The sequence below is a fragment of the Neorhizobium lilium genome (genome assembly GCF_004053875.1).
GTDB classification, from domain to species: domain Bacteria; phylum Pseudomonadota; class Alphaproteobacteria; order Rhizobiales; family Rhizobiaceae; genus Neorhizobium; species Neorhizobium lilii.
Map to the genome: position 1 here is coordinate 426,800 of NZ_SBIP01000002.1, position 25,703 is coordinate 452,502.

Sequence of the window (25,703 nt, forward strand, 5' to 3'; positions counted from 1 at the left end):
CGTCCGTCCGGTACGCATCTAAAATCCGGGGCACGCCGCAACACTGACGTCCGGCGGTCTGGCCGTCTTGTATTCGGATTATTTCAAAAGCTCTTTTACCTGGCCGGAAGCCTTGGCGAAGTCCATCTGGCCGGCGTGGTTTTCCTTGAGATGAGCCATGACCTTACCCATATCGCGCGGGCTTTCGGCCCCCGTCTCAGCAATCGCAGCCTTGATGATGTCCTGGACCTGCTCCTCCGAAAGCTGTTCCGGCATGAATTCCTTGAGGATGACGATTTCCTCGCGCTCCTGGGCGGCAAGCTCGCCGCGCCCCGCATCCTGATAGATCTTGGCGGATTCTTCCCGTTGCTTCACCATCTTCTGGAGGATCTGCAGGATTTCGTCGTCGCTCGCGGCATCCTTGCCGGTCCCGCGATTGGCGATATCGCGGTCCTTGATTGCCGCCTGCATCAGCCGAACGGTCGAAAGGCGGCGCGTTTCCTTCGCCTTCATCGCATCCTTGAGCGCCTGGGAAAGCTGGTCGCGCAACATTGTACTCGTCTCCTACCCTAGATTGCGCCGGCTCTCCGACCCACCTGTGTTGGTGTCCTCATAGAACAGCGGGTCCGCGGGAGCAACCAAATTGGCTCTGTTCGGCGACCTCTATCCGCCATGTTCCGCCCGTTTTTGCCGCCCGCGCAATTGACCGCACGGACTTCCTTGTCTATTTTCCCGCACCTGCACACAAGATTGAGATGTTAGGGCTCGAGCGGATGCTTCCGCGCGCCCTCTTCTGCGACCAGAACCGGCCTCCCCCGCCTGCTCCACACGGAACGGGAATATGAGGCAGAAGGATAGACATGACCGCCACCGCCTCCTGGACCACAGCTAAGCCTACCGCCGTTCTCGTTCTTGCAGATGGTACCGTCATCGAAGGCACAGGCATTGGTGCGACCGGCAAGGTGCCGGCGGAAGTGGTCTTCAACACTGCGCTCACCGGCTATCAGGAAATCCTCACAGACCCTTCCTACCTCAGCCAGATCGTCACATTTACTTTCCCCCATATCGGCAACATCGGCACCAATGACGAAGACATCGAGGATCTGACGCCTGCCGCCCGTCGCGGCGCAGTCGGCGTGATCTTCAAGGCCGACATCACCGCGCCGTCCAACTACCGCGCCACGCGCGATCTGGACGCCTGGCTGAAGAGCCGCGGCATTATCGGGCTTTCCGGCATCGATACCCGCGCCCTCACCTCTTGGATCCGCCAGAACGGCGCGCCGAATGCCGTTATCGCTCATGACCCGAACGGCGTGTTCGACGTCGAGGCACTGAAGGCGGAAGCCCGGGGTTGGAGCGGACTGGAGGGCCTGGATCTTGCCAAAGAAGCGACCTCCGGCCAGTCGTCGCAGTGGAGCCAAATGCCTTGGGTCTGGAATGAAGGCTTTGGCGAGCTGAAGCAGGACGACGCGAAATATCATATCGTCTGCATCGACTATGGCGTGAAACGCAACATCCTGCGTCTTTTCACCGGGCTCGACTGCAAGGTAACCGTGGTTCCGGCCCAAACCTCGGCTGAGGATATCCTGGCGCTGAAGCCGGATGGCATCTTCCTGTCGAACGGCCCGGGCGACCCGGCCGCAACCGGTGAATATGCCGTGCCGGTCATTCAGGACGTCATCAAGACCGATATTCCGACCTTCGGCATCTGCCTCGGCCACCAGATGCTGGGCCTTGCCCTCGGCGCCACCACTGCAAAGATGCACCAGGGCCATCATGGCGCAAATCACCCAGTGAAGGACCATACGACCGGCAAGGTCGAGATCGTTTCCATGAACCACGGCTTCGCAGTAGACTCGAACTCACTGCCGCAAGGCGTTGAGGAGACTCATATCTCCCTGTTCGATGGCACCAATTGCGGTCTGAGGGTCGAAGGCCGGCCGGTCTTCTCCGTGCAGCATCATCCGGAAGCCTCGCCCGGACCGCAGGACAGCCACTACCTTTTCCGCCGCTTCATAAACATGGTCCGCGAACGGAAGGGCGAGCCAGCCCTCGCCGAACGCTGATATCAAACATTGCACAAATGGCCCGTCCTGGCCCCAATCAGCGGGCCATTTGTTTGTGGCGGTGGATCAGCAGCCAGAAACGGCCGCACAGAAACGCGGCCGCTGCGGCAAGCCCCAGCACGAAGCCAAACCAGACGCCCACACCGCCCAACTTGAGCGGAAAGGCAAATATCCAGGCGCAGACAAAGCCGATCGGCCAATAGGCGACGAGCGCAAGCACCATCGGCACTTTCGTATCCTTCAACCCGCGCAGAAGCCCGGAGCCGACGGCCTGTAATCCGTCGAAGAGTTGGAAAGCGCCAGCGATCATGATCAGCGGCACGGCAAGCCTCAGAACGGCCTCCGCATCGCCATGGCGGGTGTCCAGGAACAAGCCTCCCAGGCTCTGCGGCATGACGGCGTAGAGTATGCCGCCGATCGCGGTAAAGAGGACACTCACCAACAGCACCGTACCGCCCGCCCGCCGGACGCCCGGCATGTCACCCCGGCCATTGGCGAGGCCTACGCGCACCGTCGCCACCTGCGCCAGGCCGAGCGGAATCATGAAGGCGATGGAGGCGAGCTGCAGAGCGATCCCGTGTGCTGCAAGTTCCAGCTTGCCGATCATGCCCATGAGCAAGGAGGCTGCGGCGAAGAGCGACGTCTCCGCCAGGATGGTGAAGCTGATTGGCAACCCCAGAATCACGATTTCGCGCAGCATCGCCCAGTCAGAGCGCCAGAAGCGTACGAAAATCTCGTAGGCGCGCATTTCCGCCCGGCTTTCCACGTAGATGACGGCGATGATGAAACCGCAAAGGTTCGCGCAGACCGACGCGACTGCCGCCCCATTCAGGCCAAGCGCCGGCGCCCCGAAATGGCCGAAGATCAACACATAGGCCAGGATCGCGTTCATGATGAACATGCCGATCGTGACGTAAAGCACGATGCCGCCCTTTTCGAGCCCCGTCACGAAGCTTCTAAGCGCCATCAGCCCGAGCGCCGGAAACACCCCCCATTGCGCAATACGCAGATAGCTTTGGGCATTGGCGGCCACGTCCGGCTCCTGGCCGAGCTTCAGGAGCATGGGTTCCGAAAACCACAGAAGCGGCGCCGTCAGGACACCATAGCCGAGAATGATCCACAACCCCATGCGCACAGAGCGCCGGACCCTGACTGGATCATTGCCTCCAAGAGCCTGCGCCACAAGCGGCACGACAGCGCTGGTGAAGCCGGTGCCGAAGATGAAGACCACGAAGAAAAGCTGAGTTGCGATCACTACCGATGCAAGCTCTGTCGTGCCGAGCCAGCCGACCAGAATGACATCCGTGGTGTTGATCGCCATCTGCGCCAGTTGAGCGCCCACCAACGGCGCGCCCAGCGCCAATGTGGCACGCATGTGCGAAGACCAGGTGTTTTCCGCTCTCTCCTCCAGATAGATAGACCGGCGCGTCATAGGCTCCTCCAAAGACAAAAACGCCGCTTGCAGAAGAGCGAGCGGCGCGTGCCGGAGCTATAAAGAAGCCGGATCGCAAGAACAATCCGGCACCTCTATTCAGAAGAATTTTTGTGCCTTGCTTCAACGAAGCTGATGGATCAGGACTGCCCCGCTCGCGTAGGGCAGTCCCGCTATCACACGTTACCGGCGAAGGTGTCGCAGGCCTTCATATCACCGCTTTCGAAGCCGCGCCGGAACCAGCTGGCACGTTGGGCGGAGGTGCCGTGGTTGAAACTTTCAGGCACGACATAGCCCTGGCTACGCTTTTGCAGCGTATCGTCGCCGATCTGCTGCGCGGCATTCAACGCCTCTTCCAGATCGCCGCGCTCGAGAACGCCCTTCTGGTCTGTAAACTTGCCCCACACGCCGGCAAAGCAATCCGCCTGCAACTCGACCCGAACAGACATCTTGTTGGAGTCGGCCTCGCTCATCCGCTGGCGCTGCTGGGTGATCTTGGGAAGAATGCCAAGCAGGTTCTGTACGTGGTGCCCGACTTCGTGCGCGACCACATAGGCCTGCGCGAAATCGCCTGCCGCCTTGAACTGCTGGCTCATCTGATCGAAGAAATTCGTGTCCAGATAAACCTTGCGGTCATTGGGGCAGTAGAAGGGGCCGGTGGCCGAGGAAGCAAAGCCGCAGGCGGAATTGACCTGCCCCGAGAACAGCACCAGCTTTGGCTCCTCGTAGGTTTGGCCGTTCTGCTGGAAGATATTCTTCCAGGTGTCCTCGGTATCGGCGAGAACGGTTCTCACAAAGGCGGTCGTATCGTCATTAGCAGGCGGGCGGCCGGCATTCTGCTGATAGCCGGCATCGGTGCCGCCGATATCGCCGCCCGACAGCAGGGTCAATGGATTGATGCCGGTGATCCAGCAGATGATCAGGAGGACGACGATGCCGCCGATCCCGAGCCCGCCGCCTCCACGTCCGCCGGTTGGAATGCGAAAGCCACCCTGGCCGAGCCCTCCCATCGAGGAACCACGCTGGTCCTCGACATTATCCGATTGTCGGCGGCCTCTCCATTCCATCTCTCATCTCCTTGTTCACGGGCATCCTGATGGCGCATATAACGCAGCGGACAATAAAGACGATCCGTCGATGAATGCAAAAGAAGAAACCTGCTCTCAGGCGACCCGCAATTCCCGTTTGCTCGGCAGGAAAACCGTGAGCAATCCGAGTGCCGGCAGGAAGGCGCAGATCGTATAGACGAACTCGATGCCATAACGGTCGGCGAGTATCCCGAGAACGGCGGCGGCAATGCCGGCAATCCCGAAAGCGAGCCCGAAAAAGATGCCGGCGATCATGCCGACGCGGCCGGGCACCAGTTCCTGCGCCATGACGAGAATGGCCGGGAAAGACGAGGCCAGCACGAAACCGACGATCGCCGACAGCACGATCGTCATCGGCAGGTTCGCGAACGGCATGGCGAGCGTGAACGGCAACACGCCGACAATGGATATCCAGATTACCACCTTGGAACCGAACCGATCGCCGATCGGGCCGCCGACCAGGGTTCCGACTGCGGTTGCGCCCAGGAAGACGAACAGCATGATCTGCGACATCTGCACCGATACGCCGAAGCGCTCGATGACGAAGAAGGTGTAGTAGCTGCCGATGGCAGCCATATAAATGTTCTTGGAGAAGGTCAGGATGGCCAGCACGACCAGCGCCACCTGGACCGTGCGCTTGGGAAGGGCATGGGCGTTGACGGCGCGTTTGCGGCCCTTGTTGGCGGCCATGTGCTGCTTGTACCAACGCGCCACGAAGGACAGGATGACGATGCCGAGCAGCGCGAAGCCAGAGAACCAGGCGACGCTACCTTGCCCGTTCGGAACGATGATGAAGGCGGCCAGCAGCGGCCCCAGGGCCTGACCGAAATTGCCGCCCACCTGGAAGGTTGCCTGCGCAAAGCCGTAACGTCCGCCGGCCGCAAGCCGCGCGACCCTGGAGGCCTCCGGATGAAACACGGCCGAGCCGATACCGACCAGGGCTGCGGCGACGACCAGCATGAGATAGACATGCGAACCCGCAAGCAGGAAGAGGCCGATAAAGGTGGCGCCCATGCCAACCGGCAGCGAATAGGGGTACGGCTTCTTATCGGTAACGATGCCGATCACCGGCTGCAGCAGGGAGGCCGTGCACTGAAAGGCCAGCGTGAGCATGCCGATCTGCCAGAAGTCCAACGCGTAATTGGTCTTCAGCATCGGATAGATCGCGGCGATCATCGACTGCATGATGTCGTTCAGCATGTGCGACAGGCTGACCGCAAAGATGATGGGAAATACGGTCTTCTCCGCCGCAGCGGAGATCGGTTTCGATGTTGCGTCTGCCATGGGTTTCCTCCGCGCAAGAGGTCTCATCGCGGATGGCCCTTGCTGCACGTTTCTGCCCTAAAACTAGGCGCCGCCGTCCGAGCAGTCTATGGCAGGAAGGCCTCTTCCGGTACGCCCGGAACAATTAATGACCCTGCTCGGCACATCGGCAACTGGCTGAGATCGGGTTCCGGTCGATGCAGATTCCTGTCGATTTGGCGATTTATGGGGTTCCGTTCCCAGCCACATTTGCCTATAAGCCGCGTCTAGCCTGAAAAGACCATAGATGCGCAACCCGACCGGTGACCCTCACACCGCGCGGGCTTTCTGCGCAGGAAAAAAGCGGATTTGCACCATGCCGAAGCGCCAAGACATCAAATCGATCCTCATCATCGGCGCGGGTCCGATCGTCATCGGCCAGGCATGTGAGTTCGACTATTCCGGCACCCAGGCGTGTAAGGCGCTGCGAGAGGAAGGCTACCGGGTCATCCTGGTCAATTCCAACCCGGCCACCATCATGACCGATCCGGGTCTCGCAGACGCCACTTATGTCGAGCCGATCACGCCTGAGGTCGTCGCCAAGATCATCGCCAAGGAACGCCCGGACGCACTTTTGCCGACCATGGGCGGCCAGACCGCGCTCAACACCGCGCTTTCGCTGAAGCGCATGGGCGTGCTCGACCGCTACAATGTCGAGATGATCGGCGCCAAGCCAGCCGCCATCGATATGGCGGAAGACCGCGCCCTCTTCCGCGAGGCCATGGCCCGCATTGGCCTCGAAACGCCGAAGTCCATGCTGGCCAACGCCACCGACATCAAGGATGCCGACCGCAAGAGCCATGAAGCGGAGCGCGTCAAACTGCGCGAAAGGCTGACCGGCGCGGATCTCGACAATGCGCTCGATGCGCTCGAAAATCACTGGAACCTCGGCGAAAGCGACCGCAAGCAGCGCTATATGAGCCACGCCATGGCGATCGCCGCTCAAGCGATCGATGTTGTCGGTCTGCCGGCCATCATCCGGCCCTCCTTCACACTCGGCGGCACCGGTGGCGGCATCGCCTATAACCGCTCGGAATTCTTCGAGATTGTCGGATCCGGTCTCGACGCCTCGCCCACGACCGAAGTGTTGATCGAGGAATCCGTTCTCGGCTGGAAGGAGTACGAGATGGAAGTGGTCCGCGACACGGCGGACAACTGCATCATCATCTGCTCGATCGAGAACCTCGATCCGATGGGCGTCCACACGGGTGATTCCATCACTGTCGCGCCGGCGCTGACGCTGACGGACAAGGAATACCAGATCATGCGCAACGCATCGATCGCGGTACTGCGCGAGATCGGCGTCGAAACCGGCGGTTCGAACGTCCAGTTCGCCGTCAATCCCAAGGATGGCCGCCTCGTCGTCATCGAAATGAACCCGCGCGTATCGCGCTCCTCCGCGCTTGCTTCGAAGGCTACCGGCTTCCCGATTGCCAAGATCGCAGCCAAGCTCGCCATCGGTTACACGCTGGACGAACTCGAAAACGACATTACTGGGGGCGCGACCCCCGCCTCCTTCGAGCCATCGATCGACTACGTCGTCACCAAGATCCCGCGCTTTGCCTTCGAGAAATTCCCGGGCGCCTCGCCGGTGCTGACCACCGCGATGAAGTCGGTCGGCGAAGTCATGGCGATCGGCCGCACATTTGCCGAGTCGCTGCAGAAGGCGCTACGCGGGCTCGAAACCGGTCTGACGGGCCTCGACGAGATCGAAATCCCAGGTCTGGAAGATGGCGAGAACTCCAAGAACGCCATCCGTGCCGCAATCGGCACGCCGACCCCGGATCGTCTTCGCATGGTGGCCCAGGCCCTGCGCCTCGGCCTGACGGCGGAAGAAGTCCACGAAGCCTGCAAGATCGATCCCTGGTTCATCGCGCAGCTCAAGGACATCGTCGATATGGAAGCGCGCATCCGTGAGCACGGCCTGCCACAGGACGCCGACAACCTGCGCATGCTGAAGGCCATGGGCTTCTCGGACGCGCGCCTCGCAAGCCTTACTGGCAAGCGCCCCAAGGAAGTCGCCGAACTGCGAAATAGCCTCAACGTCCGGCCGGTCTTCAAGCGCATCGACACCTGCGCGGCCGAGTTCGCTTCGCCCACGGCCTACATGTACTCGACATACGAGGTGCCATTCGTCGGCGCTCCTCGCTCCGAAGCGGAAGTCTCCGACCGCAAGAAGGTCGTGATCCTCGGCGGCGGTCCGAACCGTATCGGCCAGGGCATCGAGTTCGACTATTGCTGCTGCCACGCCGCCTTCGCGCTGAAGGATGCCGGCTTTGAAGCGATCATGATCAACTGCAACCCGGAGACCGTATCCACCGACTACGACACCTCCGACCGCCTCTACTTCGAACCGCTGACGGCGGAGGACGTGATCGAAATCCTGCGCGCCGAGCAGGAAAAGGGCGAAGTGGTGGGCGTGATCGTGCAGTTCGGCGGCCAGACCCCGCTGAAGCTCGCCGAAGCGCTGGAAAAGAACGGCATCCCGATCCTCGGCACTGCGCCCGACATGATCGATCTGGCCGAAGACCGCGATCGTTTCCAGAAGCTTCTGATGAAGCTCGACCTCAACCAGCCGAACAACGGCATAGCCTACTCGGTCGAACAGGCGCGCCTGGTCGCGTCCGAGATCGGCTTTCCGCTGGTCGTGCGCCCGTCCTATGTGCTGGGCGGCCGGGCCATGCAGATTATCCACTCCGAAGGCCAGTTGCAGTCATATCTGCTGGACACCGTCCCCGGTCTGGTGCCGGAAGACATCAAGCAGCGCTACCCCAACGACAAGACGGGCCAGATCAACACGCTGCTCGGCAAGAACCCGCTTCTCTTCGACAGCTATCTCAGCAACGCTATCGAAGTGGACGTCGATTGCCTGTCGGACGGCGAAACCGTCTATGTCGCCGGCATCATGGAGCATATCGAGGAGGCCGGCATTCACTCGGGCGACTCGGCCTGCTCGCTGCCGCCGCGCTCGCTTTCTAACGACGTGCTGGATGAACTGGAGCGGCAGGCCAAGGCGATGGCAAAGGCGCTGCATGTCGGTGGCCTGATGAACGTACAGTTCGCCATCAAGGACGACACGATCTACGTCCTCGAAGTCAATCCACGCGCCTCCCGCACGGTTCCTTTCGTCGCCAAGACCATCGGCGCGCCGATCGCCAAGATCGCTGCCCGCATCATGGCAGGTGAAAAGCTGGATCCGGTCTTTGCGGCCTACGGGAAAAAGCCCGACCCGCGTGCGCTGACACATATTGCCGTCAAGGAAGCGGTCTTCCCCTTCGCCAAATTCCCGGGCGTCGATATCCTGCTCGGGCCTGAAATGCGCTCGACCGGCGAAGTCATCGGCCTCGACACCGATTTCGCCCTTGCCTTCGCGAAAAGCCAGCTCGGCGCCGGCGTGGAACTGCCGCGCGACGGAACCGTCTTCGTTTCGGTCCGCGACGAGGACAAGACCCGCGTCCTGCCCGCCATCCGCATCCTCACCGATATCGGCTTCAAGGTGCTCGCCACCGGCGGCACTGCGCGGTTCCTTGCTGAACAGGGTATCGCATCGACAAAGATCAACAAAGTGCTGGAAGGCCGCCCGCATATTGAGGATGCGATCCGCAACCGGCAGGTGCAGCTGGTCATTAATACGACCGACAGCAACAAGGCGATCTCGGACTCGAAATCGCTCCGCCGCGCCACGCTGATGCAGCGCGTGCCCTACTACACGACCATGGCAGGTGCCGAAGCCGCAGCACTCGCGATCAAGGCGTTGAAGGCCGGAAACCTGGAGGTTCGCCCGCTGCAGAGCTATTTCTAAAGCGCACTAGGTTGCCGCAGAGAAACAAACTCTCTTAAGTTGCATTGAGATTTCCCGGATGCTAGCCTGAAGGCTGGCACTCCGGGGGATCATCATGTCGAAGAATATCGTCATCCTTTTTGATGGCACGTCGAACGAAATCGCAACCGACCGCACCAATATTCTGAGGCTGTTTGGAACGCTGGAGCATAGCGACCGCCAGCTAGTCTATTACGATCCTGGCGTAGGCACCTTCGGTGCGGATGAATCCTGGTCGTCCTTGGCGCGGGACAGTGCAGAAATATGGGGTCTGGCGACCGGCTGGGGCCTCGATCACAATGTCAAGGAAGCCTACCGCTTTCTGGTCGAAAACTACGAAGCCGGTGCAGTAGACAGCGACAATCAGGACCGCGACCGGATCTACATCTTCGGCTTCAGTCGCGGCGCCTATACGGCCCGCGTCCTGGCAGGCTTCATCCACGCCTTCGGACTCACCAAGCCCCAATATCTCAATCTGCTCGATTACGCCTACAGGGCCTACAAGGCGCTTCCTTCCAAAGGAAAGGGCTCGGCCGTGGAGAAGATGCGGCTTTACGACAAGACCCTCGACAATGACCGACCCTCGATCAAGCTGCTCGGGCTGTTCGATACGGTGGCGTCTGTTATCGAGCCCGGCCATGGCCGGCTTCAGATGAAGACCCATCGCTACACCCATGAGAACCCAAGCGTCGAATGGGTTCGGCACGCCATCGGTATCGACGAGCGCCGAACCATGTTCAGGCCTGAATTATGGGCACCGGGCCAGCTTTATCAGGGCGCCCCCGACACTCCACAAACTCCACAAAATTTCAGGGAGGTGTGGTTTGCCGGAGTGCATGGAGATGTCGGCGGCGGCTATCCCGAAAGAGAGAGCCCACAGATCAAGATCCCGCTGGACTGGATGATCCGGGAGACCGGACCAACCGGGCTGCTGTATCGCCAGAACGTCATCAATAAGATCGTGCTGGGGCAAGATCCTGCGTCGCCCGAATATGTCCGGCTCGACCCTGTTTGGCCGCTCCACGATTCGATGAGAAAAGCTTGGCCTCTGCTGGAATGGGTTCCGCGCCGTGTTCCGGAGACGTCATGGCGAAGGCGCAACTCTCTTAAAGGTCATTACATCCCGATGCGTGACCCGCGTCTGATACCGCCGAACGCTCTTATCCATGACTCTGTCCGGGAGCGTCTGGGCACAGGAAGCTATAATCCGCCAAACCTGCCACCGGCGCCCACTTTCGTTCCTTGAGCGCTGCCACTTCGCTTTAGCTTAAGCAGCCAAACGCTTGACCCGGCTCATATCCTCTCGAAAGCGGATAAGCTCTTCTGCTTTCCGCCCCTCGTCGGGAATGCGCAGCAGATAGGAGGGATGCACAGTAACGAACAGGACGCGGCCATCCTCCATGGCGATAGGTTCGCCGCGAACATCCTCCAGCCGCTGGCGCATCTCGGTCAGCGAAAACAACGCCGTCGCGCCCATGGCCACTACCAGCTTCGGCTTGATCAGCTCAAGCTCCTGGGTAAGCCACCAGCGACACTGCCGCACCTCGCCCATGTTCGGCTTCTGGTGGATGCGCCGCTTTCCCCGCGGCTCGTATTTGAAGTGCTTCACCGCATTGGTGATGTAGAGCGACTGGCGGTCGATCCCCACCTCGGCCAGCGTGTCGTTGAACAGTTTGCCGGCAGGTCCGACGAAAGGCTTGCCCGCCAGGTCCTCCTGGTCGCCCGGCTGCTCGCCGACGAACATCAGCTTTGCGTCGGTCGGCCCGTCACCGAACACGGTCTGCGTGGCACGGCAATAGATGTCGCAGCGCGTGCAGCTTCGCGCCTGCTCCTTCAGCGCGGCAAGCGTGCCTGCCACAGGCATTACCGGCTCCGGCACCATCGCCGCAGCCTCCTGCAGGCGGTGGTGGAACGGCAGCGGCTGACTGGCTTCCCGCTTCGCCATGTCCAGCACGCTCGCCTCCGCATTGGCGATGAGCGACGGAATGAGCTCAGCCTCGGGCAGGTTCTTCCAGTATTTCTTCGGCATTTCCTTGGTCATCATCTTCACCTTCAGCCGCGCCGGGTTGAAGATGGAGGCGTAGTAGATCCGCCATAGATCGTCCGTCTCGTCACGCAGATCCGGCTTCTCCGCCGGATCGTCCGTCGTGCGCAGGCTTTCGCCATCCCAGGAGGCCGACCCTTTGGGCGTCGCGATCAACCAGTCCATGTCGTTGAAGCGGCGCTGGAAGAAGGGTGCCACTCTTTTCACGATGAAATGGTCGGGCTCGAACCAGGCAATAAACCGCCGGTGGCCCGCCACATCCGCTGGCAGCGGCAGTTCCTTGAAGCGCACGAAAGCCGTCATCTTGTGGTAGTCGCGGCCAACCGATTTCGCCATGCGCTGGGCGGCGACCACATCTGCGTCGGATGCCATCTGCAACAAATGGCGGTCGTGGACCAGCCGGAACAGAATGCGGTACAGCAGCGCAAAACGCGTGGGATCGGAGTGGCAGATCACCGATTCCGCAAGCTGGATGAAGGCTGGTGGCACACTTGCCGGCACATGATGCGGCAACGGTTCGGGAAGCTCGTTATCTGCGACACCGAACAGGCCGTCGGCATCGTCCATGGTCCGCCAGTCGATGATATCGGGCGCTATGCCAGCGCCCAGGAACCCGCGCGCCGCATTCCGCCACTCCGCCAGATCCCCCCGTCCCCGCAATGCATAGCGATACATCATAGGAGCGACAGCTGCTCCGGCTTCGGCTCGAACATGGCGCGCAGGTCGGCGCGATCCCCAAGACGATGCGGCGTCCAGCCTTCTGCCGTAATGAAGGGCTGAACCTTCTTCAGCGACACGCTGAGCCGTTTCAGATCTTCCAGCCGCAGCTTGCGGAAACGTCTGGCCGACAGGATGCTTTTCACAGACTTCGTTCCCAGCCCCGGCACCCGCAGCAGCATCTCCCGGTCGGCACGATTGATATCGACCGGAAACCGTTCCCTATGCCCCAACGCCCAGGCGAGCTTCGGGTCGAGGTCGAGATCCAGCATGCCATCCGCGCCGCTGGATGTGATCTCGCCGATATCGAAGCCGTAGAAGCGATAGAGCCAGTCGGCTTGGTAAAGGCGATGTTCGCGCATCAGCGGCGGCTTGATCAGCGGCAGGTTCTTGGAAGAATCGGGTATAGGGCTGAAAGCCGAATAGTAGACCCGCTTCAGGCCATAGCTCCCATACAACCGGGCGCTGGTGCCGAGAATGGTCGCGTCACTGGCACCATCGGCGCCGACGATCATCTGCGTACTTTGACCGGCCGGAGCGAACTTCTTGCGGCGCTTGGTCTGCAGCGTCGGCTCCGCCATCTCCTCCATCTTTAGCCGCAATTCGCCCATGGACCGTCGGATATTGTCCGGCCGCTTTTCGGGCGCGAACTTGCCGATCCCTGCATCGGTCGGCAGCTCGATATTGATGGAGAGACGGTCCGCATAAAGACCCGCCTCCTCGATCAGATGGGCGGATGCTTCAGGTATGGTCTTCAGGTGAATATAGCCACGAAAATTATGGATGGTCCGCAGCTCGCGCGCGATCCGCACCATGTCTTCCATTGTGTGGTCGGAAGAGCGGATGATGCCCGACGACAGGAACAGCCCCTCGATGTAATTGCGGCGATAAAATTCGAGCGTCAGCCAGATGACTTCTTCCGGCGTAAAGCGCGCCCGCTCGACATTGCTGGACGAACGGTTGATGCAATAGGCGCAGTCGTAGATGCAGAAATTGGTGAGCAAAATCTTGAGCAGCGAAATACACCGTCCATCGGGCGCATAGGCATGGCAGATGCCAGAGCCCTCCGTCGAACCCAATCCCCCCGATGCCGATGAGTCGCGCTTTACCGTGCCGCTGGAAGCGCAGGAAGCGTCATATTTGGCGGCATCCGAGAGGATCGCCAGGCGTTCTTTCAGGGACTTCTTCATTAGTATGTTCACTAAATGTTCTCGTTTCGCAAGTCAAGGCATTGACAGCGAATGAGGCGTGAGTTCTCATGAGCTGGAGGCGCTCCCTGAACCGCTTTTCAAAATTTCTGGCGGAAGCCGTCGAAATTCTGTTATGGTGAGCTAAATTCTGAGTTTGCGATGGTTCCGAAGTTATGCTCCGGAACCTGTTTCTTTTTGTGTTCGCGGCTATAGCGGGCATGAGCCTGAAGGACATTGAAATGGTTGATAAGGTACCGATGACTCCCAGTGGCTTCAGCAAGCTGCAGGAGGAGCTGCGTTGGCGTCAGCAGGAGGAGCGTCCCCGCATCATCGAGGCGATAGCCGAGGCACGCGCCCATGGCGATTTGTCGGAAAACGCGGAATATCATGCGGCAAAGGAAGCGCAGAGCCACAATGAGGGCCGCGTTGCCGAGCTGGAAGATCTGACGGCGCGCGCCGAAGTGATCGACCTGACGAAGATGTCTGGCTCCAAGATCAAGTTCGGTGCGACGGTCAAGCTGATCGACGAGGATACGGACGAGGAAAAGATCTACCAGATCGTCGGCGACCAGGAGGCTGACGTGAAGCTGGGCCGCATCTCCATCTCCTCGCCGATCGCGCGCGCGATGATCGGCAAGGAAAAGGGCGATTCCATCGAGGTCGTGGCACCTGGCGGTTCCAAGGCGTACGCAATCCTCGGCGTGTCCTGGGGCTGATCGCCTTTGGTCGTGCCAGGGGACATTGAAGGCAATCCTGCCATCGTCGCTATCCGTGACGTCGAGATCATCGCGCCGAATTTCAAGCGGCGGCTGTCCGGCGTCACGTCCACGATCATCCAGCTCATTCCGGTACAGCGGGCGCTTGGCCAGAAGGTCGCAGCCTTCGGCCCGGGTCTGCCCGCCCATTTGCCGCATATCCGCTATCGGGATCTGGTCGCGCTGTGGTGGCGGCCTAAGGGCCAGCGCGTACGCGTTTGGCATGCGCGTCGTAACATCGAAATGCTGCCTGCGATCCTGATGCGGGATCTGCTGCGCATGCCGCTTCGCATCCTGTTCACCTCGGCCTCGCAACGTCGCCATACCGGCTGGACGAAATGGCTGATCTCCAGGATGGATCACGTCATCGCCGTCAGCAGCAAGACGGCGGACTATCTGACTGTGCCGAACACGGTCATTCTGCACGGCATCGATACGCAACGCTTCTCGCGTCCGATCGACAAGGCTGCCGCTAAGCGGCTCCGCGGTCTCGATGCGGGCCAGAAGATCGTCGGGTGTTTCGGCCGTGTCCGCCACCAGAAGGGCACGGACCTTTTTGTGGATGCGATGATCAGGCTTCTTCCGGAGCGGCCCGATTGGAGTGCCGTCGTCGCCGGTCGCGCCACAAGCAAACATGTGGAATTCGAAAACGCCCTGAAGGCAAGGGTCAAGGCCGCCGGTCTCAGCGACCGCATCCTCTTCGTCGGCGAACATACGGACATCAACGAATGGTATCGCGCGCTTGACCTCTTCGTTGCTCCGCAGCGCTGGGAAGGGTTTGGGTTGACACCGCTCGAGGCCATGGCAACGGGCGTCCCCGTCATCGCAACGGATGTCGGGGCCTTTCCGGAGCTTCTCGTGACCGGTGCAGACGGCACGGGCGAGATCATCCCCCGCGACAGCGTGGATGCCATGTGCGCCGCCACCGGGCGCTTCATGGACGATGACGAACTGAGGTTGTCGGCCGGAAGCCGCGCCCGGCTTCACGCCTGCGACAAGTTCAGCATAGAGGGTGAGGCACAACGCCTCGGCGAAGTGTACCGCAGCCTGCAGTGATGGTCCCGGAAGCCCCGATCAGGGCTTGCGCTTGAACAGCTCGATATAGGCTCCGGCTACGGCTTCTTCCGAAAACTGCCCGACCAGGGTCTGGCGACCGCCCTCACCCAGGGCTGCTGCCAGTTGCGGATCGGCGATCAGCTGATTGATGGCGCGCGTATAACCGGCGACGTCGTCGATATCCACAAGAAGACCATTTTCGCCGTCCTGCATGAACCAGGATGGTCCTTCCGAGCGTGAGGAAATGACCGGCTTTTTCTGCGCCCAGGCTTCGAAGATGACGTTTCCAAGCGGCTCGTGGCTGGATGGCATGACGAAAATATCCGCCGCCGCCACATAAGCTCGGGTGTCCTTCTGCCAGCCCAGGAATCGCACGCGTTCTTCCATCTTGTGCTCGCGCACGACGGCTTCCAGCGCCTCCTGCTCCTCGCCTTCCCCTGCAATCCACAGATAGGCGTCAGGAACGCCGGTCATTGCCTCGATCAGCAGATGGAAACGCTTGCGCTTCACGAAACGGCCCATGGTCATCACCAGCGGCACGCCTTCGGGCGTATTGGCGACGGACCTCGAGACCGGCGCCACGATCGTCGTGTCGGTGAAGTTCGAGATCACTTCCACGCCGCGCGTCCAGCCGAGATTGTTGCGCACATGATCGGCAATGCCGGGCGTATTGCACACCAGAATGTCGGAATTCTTGAAATAGCCGAGATGAGTGGGGTAGTCGCCGAGACGCGAAAGCTTGATACCGCCCTTATAGTCCGGCATCAGGCGTGCGCCGCGCGTGGACCAGGAGATGATCCCGTCGATCTTCTCCTTCTTGGCGAGTGACAGCACTTTCCGCGGCAGTAGGATGCGGTCGATCGAAAGATTGCGGAAATTGCTCTCGATGACGCGGGAATGCACTTCGACATCCGGCTTCCAGCGGCGGTTCCAGCGCATCACGGTCGTCTGTTCGACGCCGCGGCGTGCCAGCGCGCCGACCAGATGAACGAAGAATTTTTCAGCGCCGCCGTCCTTGCCGAAAATGTACTGATGAACCCGCATCGGTCTCTGCCCTCGTGTTCTGCCGCTTGTTATCTTAAAAGTCGCAATCGATGGGCAGCGCCGCCTATATGTTCCGGTTGGAAAACCGGCGCAAGAGCAAAGCAGCCTGATCTCTTGATAGACCGAGCGACTATACTCTAAGGAACGACTGTCCTCCGCTCCACGGAGGAAATGTGGGCCGCACGTTGTCGCAGCTGTCCTCGTTGAAGGGATGATATGCAATCGCTTGAAACCTACGTCATAAACCTGGATGGCAGCCATGACCGCCTTCAGGCGATAAGCGACCGCCTCGCCGCCTTCGGCATCCCATTCCGGCGTGTTTCCGCAGTCGACGGGCGCCAGATGGACCTGTCTACCCTGCCGGACTATGACGCGGCCCGCGCTGAGCGTTACATGGGCCGCAGCCTGGTGGGCGGCGAGATCGGCTGCTATCGCAGCCACCTCAAGGTTGCCGAACAGTTTCTAGCCTCCAATTCACGCTATGCGCTGGTTCTCGAAGACGATGCCCTGCCGCTTTGCAACCCAGTCGAATTGCTTGGACAGGCCCTGCCTGATCTGGAAGCGGCCGATCCGGCCTGGCTGCTGATCAATATCGGAAATAACAAGCTCAAGATCGCAACGGCGCTTTCGCGCTACGAGGTCGGCGGGCATGCGTGCGAGCTCGTGGCGGCTCACTATTTCCCCATGACGACAAGCGCCATCGTCTGGTCGCGCGAAGGGGCAAGACAATTCGTCGAGCAGCACCGGAAGATTTTCGCGCCGGTCGATAATTATTTCCGCTTCTGGCTGACCCGGTCGGGCCATGGTTACTCCTTCTGGCCTTCGCCCGTGACGACGACGGAGGCTGCAAGCCAGATTATCGGCAGCACCGGACATGCGCGAAAGAAGAACAAGCGGACCTGGTATTACGGCCTGGCCAAGCAATACCGCCTCTTTCATGACAAGCTGATCGCCATGCGGCATAAGCGAAAATATCCTACCAACCCGAACGGCCGATAGCCGGGAAGCCTTCTATGACCCAGTTCTTGCGGGTGAGGCCTGCCGGCCGGACCGCCAATCAGTTGCTCCAATATCTGTTTGCCGCCAACCTGCAACGTCTGGTCGCCGACCTCGAAGTTTATGGCTATGACCTGCCGGAATGGAATCTGGTGTCGGAAAAGCCTGCCCATCCTCCGGCAAGAGAATTGCGGCTGACCGGGCAGAACCTGTTCTGCGAAGACATAGTCGGTCTGATGCGGCGGAAGATCGTGTCGAATTTCGTGCTGTCGGGGCTCGGATTCCGGATGTCGAACTACGCGCCGGTGGAGTTTTATCGCCCGCGCATCGTAGCGAATTTGCCCCACATCAAAGGCTATGGAGATGAGCACGTCGTCTTTCACATCCGCGGCGGGGATATTCTCGAAAGCGCCCATCCGGATTATTATCCGGTTCCATTCTCCTATATCGATGCGGTCCTGAGCCGTGCCAACGCGGCACCGGTTTTCGTTGGGGAGCTGGACGAGAACTATTATTCCACGCGGCTGCGGGCGCGTTACCCCGATGCGATCTTCTCGCCGCCGGCATCACCGTTGGAGGATTTCGAAACGATGAGACGATCGCGGCAGATAGCCATCGCGATCAGTTCTTTTTCCTGGCTGGCGGCGTGGCTCTCAGAAGCCGACACGATTCATCTGCCGGTCGCCGGCATGCTTGACCCAGACCTCAGACCTGACATCGACCTTCTTCCCGAAGACGACGCCCGATACAGCTTCTACCACTTCGATCCATTTCGCTGGAACGCCACTCCCGCCGACATCGAATCGCTATGGCAGACGCGTGAGCACCGCCTCTTGAGCCGCGAGGAAATCCGCACGCTCAAGCAGAATGCCTTGCAGAAGATCCGCTTGCGGAGGCAATGGCGAAAGATAAAGCTCCATGCTCGCGCTCGCCTCCTCGCCATGAGATGATTTGGAGCGGACGGCTGCGTCGTCTGCGGTCGAGCCAACTCGGCAACAGAACCGTCTCAGACTTCCACCAGACCGAGCTGTTTGACCTGCCGGATCGTCAGCATGGTTCGGACTGTGTCCACATGCTCGTCCGCTGTCAGAACCTCGATCACGAAATCCTGGAAAATGGTAAGGTTTTCGGCCACGCAACGCAGCAGGAAGTCGCTATCGCCGTTCACCATCCAGGCTTCGCGCACGAGCGGCCATTGCTGCACTTTGTTGGAAAAGGCTTTGAGCTCGGCATCCGACTGGCGCTTCAGCCCGACCATGCAGAAGGCCACGAGATCGAAGCCCAGCTTCGGCCCGTTGAGGAGGGCATGATAGCCTTCGATGACGCCGGCTTCTTCCAGCTTGCGCACGCGGCGCAGGCAAGGCGGCGCGGAAATTCCAACCCGCTCTGCCAGTTCGACATTGGTGATGCGGCCATCGCGTTGCAGTTCGCGGAGGATTTTGATGTCGATGGCGTCCAGATCGGCGCGGAGCACGGCGTTCCCCTTTGGTTGGGAGGCTTTTAGCGAAAACGGCATTTAACGCAAGAAGCAAGCGAATGCACCGTGCTTAGGACCAATCGACATTCAGGTTTCGGGCGTGGCGCGAGCGGATTTGGTTTCTGAACAGGAGGGAAGGCTGCAGTGGAGCCTTTCCTCCACAAGGACTTTCCGACGTCTTCAGGGACAAAATCCGCCGCGTCCCGAAGGGATATGGCGAAAATCGCCCATTTCTGCGTCGCGAACCCTCGATGGATATAGGATCCACCATCGGGTTCGCTCCTCGAACTGAACGATTTTCCCTCATACCACGCTCCAAATCCTGAATGTCGATTGGTCCTAAGGCCAACTGTCCTGTTGCTAACGCAGACCTGCCCTTGCAATGGCGCATGGATCAATCTTAGATGGCATATCAAAAGCGGCAGATCGGAATTTCCATACCTATATGGATGGCGCCAGAGCGTATCGATCGGTCTTTGAAAGGAATGTCGCCATGTCCGCCCGCCATACCGAAGTTCTGATCATCGGCTCCGGCCCTGCCGGCTATACGGCTGCCGTCTATGCGGCGCGGGCCATGCTCCGGCCGGTGCTGATTGCCGGCATGGAACAGGGTGGCCAGTTGATGATCACCACAGATGTGGAGAACTATCCGGGCTTCGCGGACCCGATCCAGGGACCGTGGCTCATGGAGCAGATGCTGAAGCAGGCAATGCATGTCGGCACCGAGATCGTCAACGACCTCGTGACGGAGGTCGAGACCACCCGTCGCCCCTTCACCATACGCACCGATTCAGGCGCCGTGTGGACGGCCGATACGATCATCATCGCGACCGGCGCCAAGGCGAAGTGGCTCGGGATCGAGAGCGAACAGCACTTCCAGGGCTTCGGTGTTTCCGCCTGTGCCACCTGCGACGGGTTCTTTTATCGCAACCGGGACGTCATCGTGGTCGGCGGCGGAAATTCCGCGGTTGAGGAAGCGCTCTACCTTTCCAACATTGCCAAATCGGTCACGGTCGTTCACCGCCGCGATGAATTCCGCTCGGAAAAAATCCTGCGGGAACGCCTCTTCCAGCGGCCGAACGTGCATGTGATGTGGAACACGGAAGTGGCCGAGATCACCGGCAAGCCGGCCAAGGCTCCGATGCCGCCTTCGGTGGAAGGCATAAAGCTGCGCAATACCCTTACCGGCACTGTTACCGAACGCCCGGTCGACGGTGTCTTCGTCGCGATCGGTCACGCACCGGCGACAGATCTCTTCAAGGGCAAGCTCAAGATGAAGCCGGGCGGCTATCTGTGGACGGCTCCCGATTCGACCGCGACAGACGTGCCCGGCATCTTTGCGGCAGGCGACGTCACGGACGATAGTTTCCGTCAGGCGATCACCGCCGCAGGCATGGGCTGCATGGCCGCGCTTGAAGCAGAACGATATCTCGCCGGCATCCAGCCGGTCGCCGTGGCCGCGGAGTAAGCATGGTCGTACCTCTCGATTGGGACAAGCTGCGCATCTTTCACGCGGCGGCCGAGGCGGGTTCCTTCACCCATGCCGCAGACAAGCTGCATCTGTCCCAGTCGGCAATCAGCCGTCAGGTCAGCGCGCTCGAGCAGGACGTCGGAGTGAAGCTGTTTCACCGGCATGCCCGCGGCCTGATCCTGACCGAGCAGGGCGAACTCCTTTACCGGACCGCGCATGACGTGCTGCTGAAGCTGGAGAGCGTCAAGGTCCAGTTGACGGAGACCACCGACAAGCCTTCCGGAAAGCTGCGTGTCACGACGACCGTCGGCCTGGGCCAAGGCTGGCTCACGGACAAGGTTCAGGAATTCCTGCAGCTCTATCCGGAAATGTCGATCCAGCTCATCCTCGACAACGAGGAAGTGGATGTGAACATGCGCCATGCCGATTGCGCCATCCGGCTTCGGCAGCCGCAGCAATCGGATCTCATCCAACGCAAGCTGTTCACCGTGCACATGCACGTCTATGCGGCGCCGTCCTACATCAACCGTTTCGGCGAGCCACAGACGATCGACGATCTCGACAGCCATCGAATCATCACTTTCGGCGAGCCGGCGCCCAACTATCTTCTGGACGTGAACTGGCTGGAATATGCCGGCCGATCCTCGGACAACACACGCACGCCTCACCTGCAGATCAACAGCCAGACGTCCATCAAGCGCGCCTGCCTGCTGGGAATCGGTATTGCCGTGCTGCCGGATTACATCGTCGGACGAGACCCGGGCCTCATCCAGCTCGCTATCAACGCAGAGATTCCGACCTTCGACACCTATTTTTGCTATCCAGACGAAATGAAAAACGCCGCAAAGCTCAAAGTTTTCCGTGATTTCGTCGTTGCCAAGGCGCGCAACTGGAATTTCTGAAGCTGCCTCCGGCGGCGCAGAAGCCTTGGCCACCAGGGCTTGCAGCTGTTGCCACTCCCCATGCGAAGCTTTTATGTCGATAGGGATGCGCAACACGCATGGCAGCGGTGCATGAAAAAGCATTGTTCCATGCACAAAAAACCGCCATATCGCACACAGCTGATGCACATGGTGGCTTTTCCTCCCAGTTCCACCGCAGCAGCTGTTCCCCTCTGGAGGTTTTTTGACCTTCACACTTAAAGGGCCCTGGAGCGATCCAGTGGCCCTCTTTTTTTGCCCGTAAATTCTTGGCGCAAATACTCCTAATATTCACGACATTGCACTTGTCCGGCTGGAACCTTATCTCCATATCTCCAATAGCCGGTGCATTTTGACGACGTCCTGTTGTCCGCGCTGGCTGTTCCCCTCTGAAGGTTATCGACCTTCACACTTAATGGGCCTCGGAGCGATCCGGTGGCCCATTTTTTTTGCCACTCGCCATCAGCGTCTTTAAATCGGAAAAATCCGATCTACATATCGGGTATAGTCGATTTGAGATCCGCAATGGACAAGACTGAAATATTGAAAGCGCTGGCGCATCCCGTCCGGGTCGAATTTCTGGAGTGGATGAAAGAGCCTGAGCGTCATTTTTGCGATCAGGCGCATCCGCTTGATATGGGCATCTGCGCCAATCAGTTCGAAAAGCGCTGCGGGCTCTCGCAGTCGACAGTATCGGCGCATCTTTCAACGCTCGAAAAAGCCGGCTTGGTCAGCACCAACCGTGTCGGCCAATGGGCCTTCTATCGCCGCGACGAACAAGCGATCGCGGCTTTTCTCGAAGAGCTGCGATCCAGTTTGTGATCCTGGCTTGATCCTCCCACCGAAGATAAAGGACATCTCATGGCCAATCTTTTTGACCCGACCAAGTTCGGCGATATCGAAGTCTCCAACCGCATCGTCATGGCGCCGCTCACCCGCAACCGCTCTCCCAAGGCCGTCCCCAACGACCTCAACGTCACCTATTACGAACAGCGCGCTACGGCCGGCCTGATCATCACCGAAGGCACGCCGATCACGCAACAGGGCCAGGGTTATGCGGACGTGCCCGGCCTCTATCTTCCGGAAGCCGTCGAAGGCTGGAAGAAGGTGACAGAGGCCGTGCACCGGAAGGGCGGAAAGATCGTCACTCAGGTCTGGCATGTCGGTCGTGTCTCCCACGTTTCGCTACAACCGGACGGCGTTGCTCCGGTGGCTCCTTCGGCCATCCCGGCCGGCGGCAAGACCTACATCATCAATCCGGACGGCACTGGCGCCTTCGCGGATACGTCCGCGCCTCGTGCGCTTGAGCGCAACGAGATCGCCGGCATCGTTGACGACTTCCGGAAAGGCGCCCGCGCTGCAATCGACGCAGGCTTCGACGGCATCGAGCTTCACGGCGCCAATGGCTATCTGATCGACCAATTCCTGAAGACCAGCGCAAACCAGCGCACGGACGATTACGGCGGCTCGATAGAGAACCGCGCCCGCTTCCTTCTGGAAGTCGTCGATGCGGTTACCAAGGAAATCGGCGCCGGCCGCGTCGGCATCCGCCTGTCGCCCGTCACTCCTGCCAACAACATCAGCGACGACCAGCCGCAGCCGCTGTTCAACTATGTTGCCGAACAGCTGGGCACGCGCGGACTTGCCTTCATCCACCTCATCGAGGGCGCGACCGGCGGCGACCGCAGCTTTACCCAGGGCGGCAAGCCGTTCGACTATCATGAATTGAAGGAGACCTACCGCAAGGCCGGCGGCACAGGCGGCTGGATCGTCAACAACGGCTATGACCGCGATAGCGCAGCCCAAGCAATTGAAAGCGGCTATGCCGACGGCGTGGCCTTCGGCAAGCTCTTCATCGCCAATCCGGATCTCGTCCAGCGCTTCAAGGACAAGGCGCCGCTCAACACACCGGACAACACCACCTTCTACGGCGGCGGCGCAAAGGGCTACACGGATTATCCGTCCGTCGAGGCAGTCGCCTGATTTTCGAACTGCCGCGCCCGGTCATGCCGGGCGCGGCTATTTCTGCAAGACATCGCCCGACAGGCAGCAGAGATCAGTCAACGTGGCTCGTACCGCCTCGTTGATCGGAGTCGATGGCTCCTCACCTAGAAATGCCACGAGCTTTTCATTGGTCATCCGCACCGGCACCTTCCAGAGATAGCGCATCTCGCTCAACTCGCGAAACAGCGGCACGAAGGGAGACGCCAGCGGAAGCATCCACCACGGAAACGCCGTCACTTTCGGCCGTCGGCCCACCGCCCTGCCGATTGCCTCGATCATCCGGTTACCGCCTTCGTCCCAGAAGCCCTGCATGTGGAAGCGGGCGAAGGATGGCAAGTCATTGCCGCGCTCGATCAGCTTCACCATCGTTTCCGCAACATCCGGCAGATAGGCCCACTGGTGGCTGATGCCCACCGCATTGGGCCGGGTGACAGATGTCACCGGTTTGCCCGGTTTCACGAGACCCTGGCTGAACCAGCTATTGCCGGCGCCCGGCCCGAAAAAATCTCCTGCCCGCACGATCAGCACCGAAACGCCCTCCTCCGACGCCGCTTCCAGCCGCCGCTCCATCTCCACGCGGATCGCACCCTTCCGCGCCACCGGGTTCTGAGGGCTTGCCTCCGACAAGACCGGGAATGTATCCGGTCCATAGTTATACACGGTTCCCGGCAGCACGATCCTGGCACCGCCCACCCGCGCAGCCGCGATGCTGTTCTCCAGCATTGGAAGCACGAGCTTCTCCCAATCCTTGTAGCCGGGAGGATTGACGGCATGCACGATCACATCCGCGCCAACTGCTGCCCTTTCCACATCTTGGGCGCTCATTGCATCGCCCTGGATCCATTGGAGGCTTGGCTCACGCATGGCAGCTTCTTCAGCTTTCCGATTGAGCGCCCGGACCGTCCAGCCGCGACCCGCCAGACGCCGCGCCACATGACCGCCGATACCACCTGTCGCCCCAAGCACCAGAGCGACGCGCCTGTTTCCGTCTGAAATTCCCGTCATCGCCAAACTCCTTCATGTGAGGCATGCACTGACTGGAATATGCCACTTCAAGCTGATATACGTAATCAGCGAAATGTCTGCGGTATCTATTCAAAAATGAATGACATCAGTTGGGACTTCTACAAGACATTCCTGGCTGTGCTGCAGACCGGTTCGTTGTCGGCAGCCGCGCGCGAGCTAGGCCTGACGCAGCCAACGGTCGGCCGTCATGTAGACTCTCTGGAACGCAGCATCGGCCATCAGCTGTTCACCCGCTCTCAGCAAGGTCTGTTGCCAACTGAAGCCGCACTCGCTTTGCGGCCCTACGCGACAAGCCTTGCAGCGACCACCGCCGCCATGCGCCGGCTGGCCTCCGGACAACTCGGAACAGTCTCAGGCAGCGTGAGAATAGGCGCCAGCGACGTGATCGGAGTTGAGGTTCTGCCGCCCATTCTGGCGGCGCTACAGGAGACGTATCCGGCGATTGAGCTGGAACTCTCGCTATCCGATAGGCTGGAGGACCTGCTGAATCGTGAAGTGGATATCGCGGTGCGTATGGCGGCTCCCGAGCAGGACGCACTTCTTGTACGCCGCATCGGGCATCTGCCGCTCGGCCTTTTCGCGCACCGTCGCTACCTGGCAAAACATGGAATTCCGGAATCCGCCAATGAGCTGACGGAGCATCGGTTCATTGGATTCGACCGGCAGACGGCATTTGTGCGGGTAGCAGCAAGCCGTATTCGGGCTGCCGTGCCGGACTTTCCGGATCTGGATGACATAAGCTGGAGCTTCCGGGCCGACAGTAACCTGGCGCAGCTGGCGGCCATCCGGGCCGGTGCCGGCATAGGCATCTGTCAGGTCGGAATTGCCAGCCGGGACGCGAACCTGGTGCGCGTATTGCCGGATCTGTTCGAATTTCCGTTGGAGACCTGGATTGCCATGCACGAGGACCTGAAGTCGTCCCCGCGCTGGCGTGTCACATTCGATGCTCTGGTGACGGGCCTTCTCGACTATGCGCGAGCCTGAGGAGAGCCTTTACCGGTCGTGGCGTCGTCGCCATCCACCACCTCGGCTTCGGGACGATCACCGCCATCGCTGTATTCCGTATGCCAGGCGCCCTTGGCATCCTGCCAGCTGATCTCTTCCGGGTCTCCCCCGACTTGCTGCTCGGCAGCAACGATCCGGGCAGCCTGCAAAGCATCCTGATGCGTAGGGAAAGTTTCAGAGAACACGTCGCCCAGACGATAGGCCCACCCGCCGTCATGCGGCACGACTTTGTAAACAACCTTGGTCATAGTTCCTCCTAATGTTTTTGGCCCAGCTCGATCTTGTTGATCCACCGGCGGCAGCGGGATGGG

The 25,703-nt window shown here is 60.2% G+C and carries 22 protein-coding genes; 12 read left to right on the forward strand and 10 right to left on the reverse strand.

Annotated features, from left to right (window positions below):
- Positions 1 to 78 precede the first annotated feature (78 nt).
- A complete protein-coding gene (locus tag EPK99_RS08250; protein WP_128442561.1) occupies positions 79 to 531 on the reverse strand; it encodes a GatB/YqeY domain-containing protein in 453 nt (150 codons plus the stop codon).
- A 308-nt stretch (positions 532 to 839) separates the two neighbouring features.
- Between EPK99_RS08250 and carA the strand changes: the two genes are divergently transcribed.
- Positions 840 to 2,045, forward strand: coding sequence for a glutamine-hydrolyzing carbamoyl-phosphate synthase small subunit (carA, locus tag EPK99_RS08255; RefSeq protein WP_128442562.1), 1,206 nt, complete (start codon positions 840 to 842; stop codon positions 2,043 to 2,045).
- Positions 2,046 to 2,082: 37 nt separating this feature from the next.
- On the opposite strand, the gene EPK99_RS08260 is transcribed toward carA, so the two are convergent.
- From EPK99_RS08260 to EPK99_RS08270, 3 genes are all read right to left on the reverse strand, one after another.
- Positions 2,083 to 3,477 (reverse strand): MATE family efflux transporter, encoded by a 1,395-nt coding sequence (locus EPK99_RS08260; RefSeq protein ID WP_128442563.1) that lies wholly within the window; start codon positions 3,475 to 3,477, stop codon positions 2,083 to 2,085.
- Between the two features lie 176 nt (positions 3,478 to 3,653).
- Complete coding sequence (gene ypfJ / locus EPK99_RS08265) at positions 3,654 to 4,544, reverse strand: KPN_02809 family neutral zinc metallopeptidase (protein WP_128442564.1); 891 nt, start codon at positions 4,542 to 4,544, stop codon at positions 3,654 to 3,656.
- 96 nt (positions 4,545 to 4,640) lie between these two features.
- Positions 4,641 to 5,849 carry an MFS transporter gene (locus EPK99_RS08270; RefSeq protein ID WP_128442565.1) on the reverse strand — a complete coding sequence of 403 codons (1,209 nt, stop codon included), beginning with the start codon at positions 5,847 to 5,849 and terminating at the stop codon, positions 4,641 to 4,643.
- 334 nt (positions 5,850 to 6,183) lie between these two features.
- On the opposite strand from EPK99_RS08270, the gene carB reads away from it, so the two are divergent.
- On the forward strand, positions 6,184 to 9,669 hold the full coding sequence (gene carB / locus EPK99_RS08275) for a carbamoyl-phosphate synthase large subunit (protein ID WP_128442566.1): 3,486 nt from the start codon (positions 6,184 to 6,186) through the stop codon (positions 9,667 to 9,669).
- A gap of 94 nt (positions 9,670 to 9,763) precedes the next feature.
- A complete protein-coding gene (locus EPK99_RS08280) occupies positions 9,764 to 10,933 on the forward strand; it encodes a T6SS phospholipase effector Tle1-like catalytic domain-containing protein (protein ID WP_128442567.1) in 1,170 nt (389 codons plus the stop codon).
- A gap of 21 nt (positions 10,934 to 10,954) precedes the next feature.
- On the opposite strand, the gene EPK99_RS08285 is transcribed toward EPK99_RS08280, so the two are convergent.
- Positions 10,955 to 12,406 (reverse strand): UdgX family uracil-DNA binding protein, encoded by a 1,452-nt coding sequence (locus EPK99_RS08285; protein WP_128443367.1) that lies wholly within the window; start codon positions 12,404 to 12,406, stop codon positions 10,955 to 10,957.
- A complete protein-coding gene (locus tag EPK99_RS08290) occupies positions 12,406 to 13,638 on the reverse strand; it encodes a putative DNA modification/repair radical SAM protein (RefSeq protein ID WP_128442568.1) in 1,233 nt (410 codons plus the stop codon). Before EPK99_RS08290 ends, EPK99_RS08285 begins: the two co-directional genes overlap by 1 nt.
- Before the next feature lie 239 nt (positions 13,639 to 13,877).
- Between EPK99_RS08290 and greA the strand changes: the two genes are divergently transcribed.
- Positions 13,878 to 14,354 carry a transcription elongation factor GreA gene (gene greA, locus EPK99_RS08295; protein ID WP_128442569.1) on the forward strand — a complete coding sequence of 159 codons (477 nt, stop codon included), beginning with the start codon at positions 13,878 to 13,880 and terminating at the stop codon, positions 14,352 to 14,354.
- 42 nt (positions 14,355 to 14,396) lie between these two features.
- Positions 14,397 to 15,449, forward strand: coding sequence for a glycosyltransferase family 4 protein (locus EPK99_RS08300; protein ID WP_128443368.1), 1,053 nt, complete (start codon positions 14,397 to 14,399; stop codon positions 15,447 to 15,449).
- 18 nt (positions 15,450 to 15,467) lie between these two features.
- On the opposite strand, the gene EPK99_RS08305 is transcribed toward EPK99_RS08300, so the two are convergent.
- On the reverse strand, positions 15,468 to 16,493 hold the full coding sequence (locus EPK99_RS08305; RefSeq protein WP_128442570.1) for a glycosyltransferase: 1,026 nt from the start codon (positions 16,491 to 16,493) through the stop codon (positions 15,468 to 15,470).
- Positions 16,494 to 16,709: 216 nt separating this feature from the next.
- Between EPK99_RS08305 and EPK99_RS08310 the strand changes: the two genes are divergently transcribed.
- Both EPK99_RS08310 and EPK99_RS08315 read left to right on the forward strand, forming a co-directional pair.
- Entirely contained in the window at positions 16,710 to 17,492 is a 783-nt protein-coding gene (locus EPK99_RS08310; protein ID WP_128442571.1) for a glycosyltransferase family 25 protein, read from the forward strand.
- 14 nt (positions 17,493 to 17,506) lie between these two features.
- Positions 17,507 to 18,439, forward strand: a complete 933-nt coding sequence (locus EPK99_RS08315; protein ID WP_128442572.1) for an alpha-1,2-fucosyltransferase — start codon at positions 17,507 to 17,509, stop codon at positions 18,437 to 18,439.
- Positions 18,440 to 18,495: 56 nt separating this feature from the next.
- On the opposite strand, the gene EPK99_RS08320 is transcribed toward EPK99_RS08315, so the two are convergent.
- Positions 18,496 to 18,963 (reverse strand): Lrp/AsnC family transcriptional regulator, encoded by a 468-nt coding sequence (locus EPK99_RS08320; protein WP_128442573.1) that lies wholly within the window; start codon positions 18,961 to 18,963, stop codon positions 18,496 to 18,498.
- Positions 18,964 to 19,459: 496 nt separating this feature from the next.
- Here EPK99_RS08320 and trxB point away from each other — a divergent pair, with 496 nt between their 5' ends.
- The 4 genes from trxB to EPK99_RS08340 all read left to right on the forward strand — a co-directional run bounded on the left by trxB (position 19,460) and on the right by EPK99_RS08340 (position 23,340).
- Positions 19,460 to 20,434 carry a thioredoxin-disulfide reductase gene (trxB, locus tag EPK99_RS08325; RefSeq protein ID WP_128442574.1) on the forward strand — a complete coding sequence of 325 codons (975 nt, stop codon included), beginning with the start codon at positions 19,460 to 19,462 and terminating at the stop codon, positions 20,432 to 20,434.
- Positions 20,435 to 20,436: 2 nt separating this feature from the next.
- Positions 20,437 to 21,339 (forward strand): LysR family transcriptional regulator VtlR, encoded by a 903-nt coding sequence (locus tag EPK99_RS08330; protein WP_128442575.1) that lies wholly within the window; start codon positions 20,437 to 20,439, stop codon positions 21,337 to 21,339.
- A 543-nt stretch (positions 21,340 to 21,882) separates the two neighbouring features.
- Positions 21,883 to 22,179 (forward strand): ArsR/SmtB family transcription factor, encoded by a 297-nt coding sequence (locus tag EPK99_RS08335; protein ID WP_128442576.1) that lies wholly within the window; start codon positions 21,883 to 21,885, stop codon positions 22,177 to 22,179.
- Between the two features lie 39 nt (positions 22,180 to 22,218).
- Positions 22,219 to 23,340 (forward strand): alkene reductase, encoded by a 1,122-nt coding sequence (locus EPK99_RS08340; protein WP_128442577.1) that lies wholly within the window; start codon positions 22,219 to 22,221, stop codon positions 23,338 to 23,340.
- 36 nt (positions 23,341 to 23,376) lie between these two features.
- Here the strand turns inward: EPK99_RS08340 and EPK99_RS08345 are convergent, their stop codons facing one another.
- On the reverse strand, positions 23,377 to 24,366 hold the full coding sequence (locus tag EPK99_RS08345; protein WP_128442578.1) for an SDR family oxidoreductase: 990 nt from the start codon (positions 24,364 to 24,366) through the stop codon (positions 23,377 to 23,379).
- A gap of 96 nt (positions 24,367 to 24,462) precedes the next feature.
- On the opposite strand from EPK99_RS08345, the gene EPK99_RS08350 reads away from it, so the two are divergent.
- Positions 24,463 to 25,371 carry a LysR family transcriptional regulator gene (locus EPK99_RS08350; RefSeq protein WP_128442579.1) on the forward strand — a complete coding sequence of 303 codons (909 nt, stop codon included), beginning with the start codon at positions 24,463 to 24,465 and terminating at the stop codon, positions 25,369 to 25,371.
- On the opposite strand, the gene EPK99_RS08355 is transcribed toward EPK99_RS08350, so the two are convergent.
- Positions 25,356 to 25,640, reverse strand: a complete 285-nt coding sequence (locus EPK99_RS08355) for a DUF2188 domain-containing protein (RefSeq protein WP_128442580.1) — start codon at positions 25,638 to 25,640, stop codon at positions 25,356 to 25,358. The genes EPK99_RS08350 and EPK99_RS08355 overlap by 16 nt on opposite strands.
- Between the last annotated feature and the right edge of the window lie 63 nt (positions 25,641 to 25,703).

Bases quoted from the DNA above. Each gene is read 5' to 3' on its own strand.
- EPK99_RS08250 (WP_128442561.1), bottom strand. From the start codon at position 531: ATGTTGCGCGACCAGCTTTCCCAGGCGCTCAAGGATGCGATGAAGGCG.
- carA (WP_128442562.1), top strand. From the start codon at position 840: ATGACCGCCACCGCCTCCTGGACCACAGCTAAGCCTACCGCCGTTCTC.
- EPK99_RS08260 (WP_128442563.1), bottom strand. From the start codon at position 3,477: ATGACGCGCCGGTCTATCTATCTGGAGGAGAGAGCGGAAAACACCTGG.
- ypfJ (WP_128442564.1), bottom strand. From the start codon at position 4,544: ATGGAATGGAGAGGCCGCCGACAATCGGATAATGTCGAGGACCAGCGT.
- EPK99_RS08270 (WP_128442565.1), bottom strand. From the start codon at position 5,849: ATGGCAGACGCAACATCGAAACCGATCTCCGCTGCGGCGGAGAAGACC.
- carB (WP_128442566.1), top strand. From the start codon at position 6,184: ATGCCGAAGCGCCAAGACATCAAATCGATCCTCATCATCGGCGCGGGT.
- EPK99_RS08280 (WP_128442567.1), top strand. From the start codon at position 9,764: ATGTCGAAGAATATCGTCATCCTTTTTGATGGCACGTCGAACGAAATC.
- EPK99_RS08285 (WP_128443367.1), bottom strand. From the start codon at position 12,406: ATGTATCGCTATGCATTGCGGGGACGGGGGGATCTGGCGGAGTGGCGG.
- EPK99_RS08290 (WP_128442568.1), bottom strand. From the start codon at position 13,638: ATGAAGAAGTCCCTGAAAGAACGCCTGGCGATCCTCTCGGATGCCGCC.
- greA (WP_128442569.1), top strand. From the start codon at position 13,878: ATGGTTGATAAGGTACCGATGACTCCCAGTGGCTTCAGCAAGCTGCAG.
- EPK99_RS08305 (WP_128442570.1), bottom strand. From the start codon at position 16,493: ATGCGGGTTCATCAGTACATTTTCGGCAAGGACGGCGGCGCTGAAAAA.
- EPK99_RS08310 (WP_128442571.1), top strand. From the start codon at position 16,710: ATGCAATCGCTTGAAACCTACGTCATAAACCTGGATGGCAGCCATGAC.
- EPK99_RS08315 (WP_128442572.1), top strand. From the start codon at position 17,507: ATGACCCAGTTCTTGCGGGTGAGGCCTGCCGGCCGGACCGCCAATCAG.
- trxB (WP_128442574.1), top strand. From the start codon at position 19,460: ATGTCCGCCCGCCATACCGAAGTTCTGATCATCGGCTCCGGCCCTGCC.
- EPK99_RS08330 (WP_128442575.1), top strand. From the start codon at position 20,437: ATGGTCGTACCTCTCGATTGGGACAAGCTGCGCATCTTTCACGCGGCG.
- EPK99_RS08335 (WP_128442576.1), top strand. From the start codon at position 21,883: ATGGACAAGACTGAAATATTGAAAGCGCTGGCGCATCCCGTCCGGGTC.
- EPK99_RS08340 (WP_128442577.1), top strand. From the start codon at position 22,219: ATGGCCAATCTTTTTGACCCGACCAAGTTCGGCGATATCGAAGTCTCC.
- EPK99_RS08345 (WP_128442578.1), bottom strand. From the start codon at position 24,366: ATGACGGGAATTTCAGACGGAAACAGGCGCGTCGCTCTGGTGCTTGGG.
- EPK99_RS08350 (WP_128442579.1), top strand. From the start codon at position 24,463: ATGAATGACATCAGTTGGGACTTCTACAAGACATTCCTGGCTGTGCTG.
- EPK99_RS08355 (WP_128442580.1), bottom strand. From the start codon at position 25,640: ATGACCAAGGTTGTTTACAAAGTCGTGCCGCATGACGGCGGGTGGGCC.